The 9,737-nt window shown below is 72.2% G+C and carries 5 protein-coding genes and 2 pseudogenes; 3 read left to right on the top strand and 4 right to left on the bottom strand.

Annotation, left to right across the window (positions count from 1 at the left end; all coding sequences use genetic code 11):
- Positions 1-4: 4 nt before the first annotated feature.
- The 3 genes and pseudogenes from ACZ5WK_RS35075 to ACZ5WK_RS35065 form a co-directional block, all read right to left on the bottom strand.
- Positions 5-2,542, bottom strand: coding sequence for a lantibiotic dehydratase (locus ACZ5WK_RS35075; protein ID WP_465553724.1), 2,538 nt, complete (start codon positions 2,540-2,542; stop codon positions 5-7).
- A complete protein-coding gene (locus ACZ5WK_RS35070) occupies positions 2,542-4,308 on the bottom strand; it encodes a hypothetical protein (RefSeq protein ID WP_465553722.1) in 1,767 nt (588 codons plus the stop codon). The genes ACZ5WK_RS35075 and ACZ5WK_RS35070 overlap by 1 nt, the downstream gene beginning before the upstream one ends.
- 355 nt (positions 4,309-4,663) lie before the next feature.
- Positions 4,664-4,750: pseudogene (locus ACZ5WK_RS35065) on the bottom strand (ammosamide/lymphostin RiPP family protein); the annotation flags it as partial.
- A gap of 181 nt (positions 4,751-4,931) precedes the next feature.
- Here ACZ5WK_RS35065 and ACZ5WK_RS35060 point away from each other — a divergent pair.
- Positions 4,932-6,296 carry an MFS transporter gene (locus tag ACZ5WK_RS35060; protein WP_465553720.1) on the top strand — a complete coding sequence of 455 codons (1,365 nt, stop codon included), beginning with the start codon at positions 4,932-4,934 and terminating at the stop codon, positions 6,294-6,296.
- A gap of 747 nt (positions 6,297-7,043) precedes the next feature.
- Here ACZ5WK_RS35060 and ACZ5WK_RS35055 read toward each other — a convergent pair.
- Positions 7,044-7,844 carry an alpha/beta fold hydrolase gene (locus tag ACZ5WK_RS35055; RefSeq protein WP_465553718.1) on the bottom strand — a complete coding sequence of 267 codons (801 nt, stop codon included), beginning with the start codon at positions 7,842-7,844 and terminating at the stop codon, positions 7,044-7,046.
- Positions 7,845-7,888: 44 nt separating this feature from the next.
- Between ACZ5WK_RS35055 and ACZ5WK_RS35050 the strand changes: the two are divergent.
- Positions 7,889-8,101, top strand: a pseudogene (locus ACZ5WK_RS35050) (copper chaperone); the annotation flags it as partial.
- Between the two features lie 614 nt (positions 8,102-8,715).
- Positions 8,716-9,447 (top strand): hypothetical protein, encoded by a 732-nt coding sequence (locus ACZ5WK_RS35045; RefSeq protein WP_465553716.1) that lies wholly within the window; start codon positions 8,716-8,718, stop codon positions 9,445-9,447.
- Positions 9,448-9,737: the final 290 nt, after the last annotated feature.

Here is a 9,737-nt window from a genome sequence, read left to right as displayed (position 1 = left end):
CACATCAGGCGTCCCCCCGCCCGATCATGGCCAGCCGGAACTCGGAGGTGTGCCGGCCCGCCTGGCGTTCCAGCCACAGCTGGTCCGGCGCCGGCAGCATCTCCTCCACGACGAGGTCGCCGCCCGAGAAGACCCGCAGCACGGACACCGCGAGTGGCGAGGACAGGTCGAGGCACACCGGCTTCGGCTCGCCGGCGGGCTTGACGAAGACGTGCCGGGGGATGCCCGACCGGGCGCGCAGGGTAGCGACGGCGACCACCGCCTCCGGGCCGTCGGCCGCACGGTGCAGCTCCTCCAGGTCCTGTGCCGACAGCCACCAGCGGGCCCGCTGGACGACCACGTCGCCGACCGAGACGCGCGGCCGGCGCCCGCCGAGGCGTACCGGCGGCGGCTCGACCTGCGGCGGCGCGAACGCCCGCAGGTGGGGGTGGTCGTTCTCGCCGGTGTAGAGCACGAGTTGCCCGCCCGGCCCGTGCAGCTCCGGCCCCGACGGCCCGGTGACGACCCGGAGGTCGGCGACCGCGACGCACCGGTCGCGCTCGCGCGTCGCCAGCCCGCTGATCTCGACGAACCGGCCGGGGAACGCCTCGGAGACCAGGCCCTTGTGCTGGCGACGGCGCAGGACGGTCGCGATCCGCTCGGGCCCGCCCCAGGGCGTCAGGTCGCGGGCCAGGTCCGCCTGGAGGGCCTCGGCGTCGGGGGCGAAGAGCCCCTGGGAGCCCCAGGCGAAGACGTACGGGTGCATCTCGCCGAGGACGAGCAGCTCGTCGGCGCCCGCACGGGCCAGCATGAGGTCCGGTGAGACGAAGCGGGCCGAGGTCGGGCCGTCGTCGTCGGGCTCGACCGAGTCGATCAGCGTCCGGAGGTCGGCGGGGGCCAGCCGGGCCCGGTTGCCGTCCGCCGCGGCCGCCACCACCGCGGCCAGCCGCTCCTCGAAGACCCGCTCGGCGGGGACGTCCCGCGGCGCGGCGTCGTCGGCCACGGCCTCGGCGGGGACGTCCCGCCGCGAGGCGGTGGCGGCCGTGGCCGCGGCAAGGCGGTCGGCGAACTCCAGGTACGGCAGCTCGCCGCCGGCTGCGGCGAGCACCCGCGAGGCCTCGGCCCGGACGCTCCGGAAGCGCAGCGCCCCGTACGCGGCGCACAGGTCGAGGTACGGTGCGAGGTCCCTGCTCCACCGATCGGCGACGTCGGCGCCGATCGTCAGGGGCGCGTCGCCTTCGCACTCCTCGTACGCAACGAGGCGGTCCGCGTACATCTGCCCGCCGCTGCGGCGGGCGTCCACGCCGGTGAGCCGCCCGAAGCGGCTCTCCAGCTCCCCGAAGGCGCGCTCGCGCTCCGGAGCGCCGCAGGTGTTCGCGTACCGGCGCAGGTCCTCCCTCAGGGCGTCGAGTTCGACCAGCCACGGTGAGCCCGGGTCCGCGGCCGCGACCAGTACGCGCAGGTCGTCCAGCGGCTGCGGGCGCGCCGACGCGGGTTCGAGATCCGCCAGCAGCAGGCCGGCGCCGGCCAGCCGCTCGACGCGGTCCCGGACGTCCTGGTGTGGCACGCCCCGCTCGGCGGCGAGCCGCCGGGCGAGCGCGTCGGCGGTGTCGGCGCCGTCGGCGGCGGTCAGGATTGCCCGGTCCAGGGCGCCGAGCCGACGGACCCGGCCCTGCGGGTCGCGGACGCCGTCGTCCAGGACCGCGACCAGGGGTGTCCGGCGCACCGGGATCCGGCCGGCGAGGCGCGGGTCGGCGGCGATGACCCGTGCCAGCTCGGCCGTCGCCCAGAACGCCAGGAACGCGTCGTTGCGGCGCACGCCGCTGTCCGTCTCCGGCCCGCCGGCGTAACCCTGGTGCTCGGGGGTGAACCGGCCGTGCGTCAACGGGCCGAAGAAGCTGGTGGTCTCGTTCTTGGCGGCCAGTCGCTGTACGTAGAGGTAGGCGGTGCGCAGGAACTTCCGGTCGCGGGCGCGGGCGGGGCCCTGGCCGTCCACGGCCTGCGCGGCGGCGAGGCGGGCGGTGGCCAGGCGGGCGGCGGTCAAGCGGGCGGCGTGCTCGGCGAAGGAGGGGGACAACTGGACCAGCGCCTCCCTGACCCGGTCGTGGCCGAGCCTCAGCAGCAGTCGTTCCTCCTCGGCCCGGGCACTGTGTTCCAGCGTGGCGGCGACCCTAGTCCGGGCCAGCTCCACGTCACGTGCGGCGGCGACGAAGCGATCCAGGGCGGGGCCCAGGTGTTCGCCCCGACCGGGCAGGGCCGCGCAGCGCTGTGCAGCGTCGGCGTCCCGGCGCCGGCCCAGGGCGCTCCGGCAACGGGAGAGCGGGCGCAGCAGCGTGCCGTCGTCCCCCGCGCGGCGCAGGCGCTCCACCTCGGCCGGGATCTCCCGGCGCAGCAGGGCGTGCCGTTCGGACTCCATCCGGCGGACGGACTCGACCAGGTGCTCGACGGCCGGCACCGTCGGATCGTCGTCGGGGACGGCGAGCAGGTCGAAGGGGAAGCCCGCCCGGCGCAGGAGGAAGTGCGGCAGGAGCGTCCACGTGGACGCGGCGGTCCGCGCCCCCATCAGCTGAGGTTCACGTGGTCGAAGGGCCGGTTGAGTTTGGTGCGGGGACGCGGGAGCAGGCCGGCGCAGCGGATCCGGTCGCCCGAGGTGATCGCTGCGGCGAGCTCCGTGCCCCGCTCGGGGTACGTCACCGAGGAGGCCGCCATCGCGGCGAGTCGCGGTTCGGGTGCCAGGTCCTCGGCCAGGTCGCGCCCGGCGCAGGCCAGCGCGTGGCCGTAGGGGTCGGCGAGGTCCCGGGCGGCCTCGGCGGCGGTGTGGTACCAGTGCGCGGCCCGGGCGGGGTCGTTGGGCAGGAACAGCCCGCCCAGCTCGGTGGCGATCGCGGCGCGGTGGAAGGTGTCCGACAGGCTGTCCCCGGCCGCGTACGCGGCTTCCAGGGCGGTGGCGCCCTCCTCGGGCCGGCCCGCGGCGAGGGCCAGTCCGCCGAGCCGGTAGGCGTGGTGCTTGGTGAACATGGGCCCCCAGGCGACGCCGACCACGGTGTACTTCTGCCAGGTGGTGATGGCGCTGTCCACCTTCCCGGCGCGCTCCTGGAGAACGCTGATGTTGGAGATCAAGTTGATCTTCAGGTGGACCGAGCTGGAGTCGGACCCGTCGGCGACACAGGCCAGCGCCGCCTTCTCGTCCGTCAGCGCCTCGCCGAGCCGCCCTTGCGAGAAGGCGCACAGCGCCCGGACGTTGTGCAGCCAGCCGCGCTCCCGACGGGCCTGGTCGCTGCCGGTCGGGTACTGCTCCAACAGTGCCATGCCCTCGGTGGCCTGTCGGGCCCCGGCCGCCGGGTCGCGCAGCATCTTGACCTTGGTCAGTGCCGCATACAGGGCGGCCTGCGCCCGCAGCTCCACCGAGTACTGCGCGCCGTCGACGATGTGGGAGAACTCATGGAGGGCACGCCGGTTGTCGCCCCGGAAGCTGTGGACCATCCCCAGCACCTTGCGGAAGAAGGCACGGACGTCGGCCGGGCCCCTCAGCAGGCCGAGTTCGAACTCGACGGCGTCGGCGAGCGGGGACCTCATCTGACCGCGCCGCAGGACGGCGTCGATCACCGCTCCGTCCAGGTGCGTACCCGGTCCGCACAGGTCGAGGCCGACCAGCGCACAGCGGACCATCACCTCGTAGTCGCCGCGGAAGAAGCCGCGCCTGACGGACTCGACCGCGAAGGCGATCCGGTCGACCGCATTGCCGCCTTCGTCCAACACCGCTGCGAACAGACGCGATTCGGGCGTGGTGACGGGTTCGACGCGTTGGTGCCCGGCCGTCGGACCGGTGTCGGCCGCGACCAGGTGACCGAGCCTCGCGGCGAGTTGGCCCGGCTCCGGCGACGGCAGCCCGGCCTCGGCCAGGGCCTCGCCGAGCGGGCCGCGTCGCTCGACACCGGACAATGTGAGCCGGTCGCGCGCACCGCGCCAGGTCAGGTGCTCGACCAGCCGTGCCAGGGCGCGCAGCGACGGCGTGTCCCATGATCCGATGCGTCCGAGTCGCAGTCGCACGTCCTCCTCGACCAGGGTGTCGGCGACGGCGCGGCAGGCGGCCTCGATGACGCGGAAGACCTGTTCGGACTCCCGGTGCAGCCGCCGCTCGGACGGGCTCAGCGCGATGTCGGCGATCGCCCGCGGATCACCCTCGTCCCAGGCCGGGACCAGCACGCGGGCCTCCACGGGCGACCTCGCGCAGAGCCGGCTCCGGATCCCGGTGCCGAGGTCGTCGAGCGCCGTCACGACCGCCCGCAACCCGTCGAACGCCACCGGCGCCGGGCAGGAAACACTCATGTCCAGGACATTCAGCATTCAGCAACAGCCCTATCGCAGAAGTTTGCATTTCGCGATTCGCCGGAGCTCCTACGGGGGTGGAATCATGATGACGCCCGCGCGGCCGGCCGGGGACGCGAGGTCCACGCAGGCGGATATCTCCGGGACAAGTGGTAGGTGCCGTTTCACGGCCGGGCCGGAGGAAGGAATGAAAAAGGCGGGGGAACTGAATTCGACCCGATTGTTCGAGAAGGTCCGCCCGCCCGCGCCCGGTCGGCGTCGTCGACGCCCGCCGAGCGCGGTCCATGCGGCGAATCATCTCGCCCACTCGCTGGAACGGAAGCGCTCTTCTGATCTTCCGTCAGCTGACTCGACGTCAGGCCAGCGCGAGCGGAGCGATCTTGTTCTCGATCTCGTCGAGGCTGAACTCGATGTCGTCGAGGTCGTCCAAGGCGTCGAAGTCGTCCACAACCTCGACCCCGTCGGCTACGTTCTCCATGATGGCACCCCCAATTCTGTGAATTGATTCATGCTCATGATGCCCAGTAGCGGCAGGGTCAGACTAACCTTGCAATAATCGACTTGCAAGAGCTTGTTCGAGTGTCATGTGGGGTTGATCGGGAGTGTTGCCAATCATGCGAATTATGTCCGCTATTGGTGGAAATAAGTCGTACCGAAGCTTCTGGGGTGCTCGCACCGCCTCCTACATCGGTGATTTCATCACACTGACCGCCCTCGTCCTCTACCTCCAGGATTCCGGGGCCGGCCCCGGTCGGCTGGCCCTCGCCCTGGCCGCCCGCGCGCTTCCGCAGGTGGTCGGCCCGCTCGCCGGCTCCGTCGCCGACCTTGTGGACGCGCGGAAGCTGATGATCGCGTGCGACCTCGGGCGGCTGCTGTTGATCGGCTTCCTGGCGATAGCACTCCCGCCCTTCCCCGTCCTGATCACCGTCCTGGCCGCCACGTCCCTGCTCTCCACGTTCTTCCTGCCGGTCGGGAAGAGCACCATCCCCAAGATCGTGCCGAGCGACCAACTCGGCCCCGCCAACGCACTGCTGGGGATGTCGCACAACGTCAGCCTCGCAGTGGGCCCGGCCGTCGGCGCGCTGCTGTTCGCCCACGCCGGCACGCAGGCGGCCCTCGCCGTGGACGCCCTGACCTTCGCCGTCTCCACCCTGCTGCTGCTGCGCCTGCCGCCGCTGCCCGGTGCGGCCACACCCACCCCCGCCGCCGCACCCACCCCCGCCGCCGCCTCTGCCACCTCACCCCACGGCCGACCGACGGGGACCGCCTTCTCCTCATCCCGAGCGGGCGCCCGCCGGGTGATCGCCGACATGGCGGAAGGCCTGGCCTACGTGGCCCGGCACCGCACCGCCCGCACGCTCGCGGTCGCGCTGTTCCTCGGCGTCTCACTGGCGGGGCTGGACAACGTGGCCCTGGTCTTCCTGCTTCGGGACGAACTCGGCGCGGGAGCCGAGGCCGTCGGTCTGGCCTCCAGTCTCTACGGAGCGGCCATGATCCTCGCGCCGCTGCTGCTGTTGCGCGCCACCGGTCGGGCACCCCTGGGCGGGTACTTCGTCGCAGGCCTGGCAGCCGGCGGCCTCGGCCTGCTGCTGACCGGCGTCTCGCCCGTCGCGGCCGCGGTCGTCGGCTGCTACGCGATCGCCGGCGTCGGCAACGGACTGGAGAACGTCGCCTGCGACACGCTCCTCGGCCAGACCGTACCCGAGCAGCTGCTCGGCAGGGTCTTCGGTGCGATCTACGGACCGATCTTCCTTGCCGAGACCCTGGCGGCGGGCCTGGGTAGCGCGCTGTTGGCCGTCCTGTCGCCCCGCACCGTCTTCGTCGCGGCCGGCTGCGGACTGCTGGCACTCTGCGTCGGCGTCAGGATCGCCCTCTCCCCGGGCAGGCCTCGGCAGAACCGGTCGGCGGCGGACGGTCCGGCAGGCCTGGTTCTGCCGGACGCCGACGGCCGACCGCACGAGCCCGCTCCGGGCTCAGGGGGCGGGTGAGGGCGCGACGGTGTCCACCGACCCCGGCCTTCGCCCGGTCGTACGGCTTTGATGTCGTCGAGTGGCGGGGGTACCAACTTCTCTGGGACCTGCGCGAGTTGAGGATAATTACGACGAACGCGAAGCGCGCTGCGGCGGGTTCGGAAACCCTGGCGGAGGTTGTCCGTCGTGTCGCCGGGCTGCGTGAAGGGGAGGATGGGATGCGCTGGCACATCCTGTGACGCCCTGCGATTCCGCAGTGCCGCCCCGCGAGGTGATCGCGGGGCGGCAGCGCCGGCGGTGGGTGCGGTGCCTGGACGACGCCAGAGAGGGGAGTTGCGGTGAGCCGGCTGATGTCCTCGGCTGTTTTGAGCGTGTGGTAGATCAGCGGTCGCAGGTCCGCGGGCATCTCGCTGCTCGGCTTGAGCATGAGGACGGCGCCCAGGATCGAGTCCCGCCACAGGACCGGTGCGGCCACGGAGTCCCGGCGATGGGCTTCGTCGACCACCGGCTGGTCGTCGCACCGGCGGACGGCAGGACGGAGTCCTTCCCGCTGCTCGGCCAGTCCGTGGCCTCGTTCTACCGGCAGTGGGGACGCTGGCAGCGTTGGGCGTCCGGGTGGAGATCCGGGTCCCCCCGCCCTACCGGGGCTCGACCTGGAAGTCCTGCCGCACGGCGGCGACCTCGCCATCGAGGCCGACGGCCGGGCGGCATCGTCGAGGTGACCATGCTGCCCGCCGCCGCACGCGTCGTGCCGAGCGCCAACGGTCACTCGGCGTCGATGAGTTGGGTGCTCGTGCGACGCAGGTGGGCGTCGATCAGGGCGGTGGTGGCGTCCGGCTGTTCGATCTGCGGAAGGTGGCCGGCTTTGGGGATGACCTTGAGTGTGCCGTTGGCGAAGGCGTCGGCGTAGGCCCGGCCGTACGCGGGTGTGACGATGCGGTCGCTCTCCCCCCAGATCAGGAGGGTCGGCACGTGGACGCGTCCGAGCCGGTGCAGCAGCTTGGGGTCGTGCATGTAGGGGTCGCCCGCGAGGGTGCGCATGGTGGCCATGTTGCCTTGCCGGCAGGCGAGTTCGTCGGAGGGGAGGTCGGCGGGGTCGACGTGGTAGCGGTCCGGGTCGTGCCAGGAGTGGTCCGCCGCGCCGCGTGCGTCGAGGGCGAAGAAGTCGGTGATCGGTTCCGTTTCGACGTTCACACCGACGGCGTCGATCAGGACGAGGCCGGTGATGATTCCCGCGGTGTCGCGTACGGCCATCTCGGCGGCGATCCAGCCGCCGAGCGAGGAGCCGATGACGAGGACGTCGTCCAGCCGGCGGTCCCGCAGGTGGTTCAGGTAGGCGAGGGCGAGGTCGTCGATGCCGGTGAGCCATTCGGGGCGGTGGGCGCCGTCCCAGCCAGGGTGCACGGGCGTGATGGCGTGTGCGGTGCGGGAGATGTGCAGGGCGAGGCCGGCGACGGTGGCCGGGCCCCCGCCGCCGTGCAGGATCAGGACCGGCCGGCCGGCTCCGGCTTCGGACAGGGTGAGGGACAGGTCGGGGTACACGGCTGCCGTGCGGTCTGTGGTCATGCCTCCAGAGTAACTAAACATGCTTATATAAGCTAGCTTGGTTGTGCCGCTGGGCGCTGATGGTGGTGCTGGTGCCGCTCGGAGTGATGAACGTGGCGGCGATGGCGGGGATGGCGGTGGTGATCTTCCTGGAGAAGCTGTGGCGCCGCGGGCCGCTGCTGGCGCGGGTGGCCGGGGTGGCGTTCCTCGTGCTCGCCGTGCTGGCGCCGTTCCAGAGCTGGCTGCTGCCCGGGCTCACCCCGAGCAGCATGATGTAGCTCAGCGCCGGGTGCGACGGGCGCTGCAGAAGCCGGCGCCGGAGACGCAGAACGCACCAGGTAGTCCGCCAGGACGCGGATCCAGGTCACCGCAGTCGCATCGCCGGAGAAGATCACCGAGAGCCGGTTGACCAGCGAGAGCAACGTGTCGATCACCAGTGCGATCGGCGCGCATCCGGCCAGTGAAGCCCGCGAGAAGACAGCGGCCGGCAGGCGCGGCGTCGGCTCGGATCGCGGAGGAGGCCCGAACGACCTCCTCCGCGGTGTCTCGGGCCTGCTCACCGTCGCTTGGGTGCTCCCGGCGCGCCCGCGCCATCTGCGCGGGTCCGCCGACGCCGACCGCGGCCGCACGCCGCCGAGATCATCCCGCAGCTCTTGCTGCAGCGGTTGGGTGGATGGGGCCGCCCGGGCTGGTCACCTTGCAGTCACCGGCTAGGGTGCAGTCGGTCGCCGGGTATCGTCACCGTGATCGCCGAACGGCTCCCGTATGGATGGCCGGTCGTTCAGGTGAACGTTCCGCGCGGCGGCCGGGAGTGTCGGACGCCCGGGGAAAGCCTCCTGCGTGGCGGGCCGCTCACCCGGAGCGGCCGCACCTGATCACGGAGACTTTCCCGATGCGTCTTCTTCCCCGCTCGGCCGCGCTCGTCGGCGCCGTCCTGTCCGCCGCCGCCCTGGTCGGCCCGGCTCCCGCCACCGCTGCGCAGCCCCCGGCAAGCCGGTACCTGAACCTGCACCAGTGTGTCTTCGACGCCTTCCTGCCGGCGAGCTTCGACCTCATGACCACTGTGGTCCCGAGCAGGGACGGGCGCTTCACCGCCGGCACGAACATCTCCGGTGCCGCGGATGCGAGCCCCTCCTGCGGTCGCGGTGACGGGACCTACGAGAACAACGTCTACTCGGCCGCCGAGGGCTACGACCTGACCGCCGGGCGCTACCTGAACCTGCACCAGTGCGTGTACTTCGGCGATTACGACCAGACCCACCTCACCACGGTGGTGTCGACCACGGACTTCAAGTTCACTGCCGGCACCAATGTCTCCAACACCCGTGACACCGCGCCGAGATGCAGCAACGGGGGCGGCGTGTACGACCTCCTCCCGCTGCTGTCGAGCGCCACGCCCCTCGACCTGGCCGCCGGACGGTACCTGAACCTGCACCAGTGCATGTACTACTTCAACGGCCGCCGCGACCATTTCACGACGGTCGCCGCGAGCGGGGACGGGCGCTTCAAGGCCGGAACGAACATCTCCAACACCCCCGACACCACACCCTCCTGCGGCCCCGGGGACGGGCAGTACCAGCTCATCCCGCTGCTCTCGGGCGTCAAGGCCATCCCCGTGAGCTGAGGCCTGGAATGCCGAAGTGCGAGCGTGTCCGAAGGATCGTGGTGCAGCTGTGGACCACGCGCGCCACGAACGCCGCGTCGGCTTGGCCGGCCGGGACGCCCGGGGCGTCGGTAGTGAACGTTCGGGCGCAGTCGCGGACCCTCTCCATCCAGGTGCGTGCGCCGGGGGACCTGCCCCTGCAGGACCGGCCGTCGGTGACGCGTACCGGCTCATCGGGAGGCTGTGCCATCTCGTCCGGCCCACCTGCCGCGCCGCCGTACGCCGTGCCTGCCCGGATCCGGCCGGCCAAG

Source organism: Kitasatospora sp. NPDC032757 (assembly GCF_055579305.1).
This window is presented reverse-complemented; position numbering and strand designations above follow the sequence as displayed.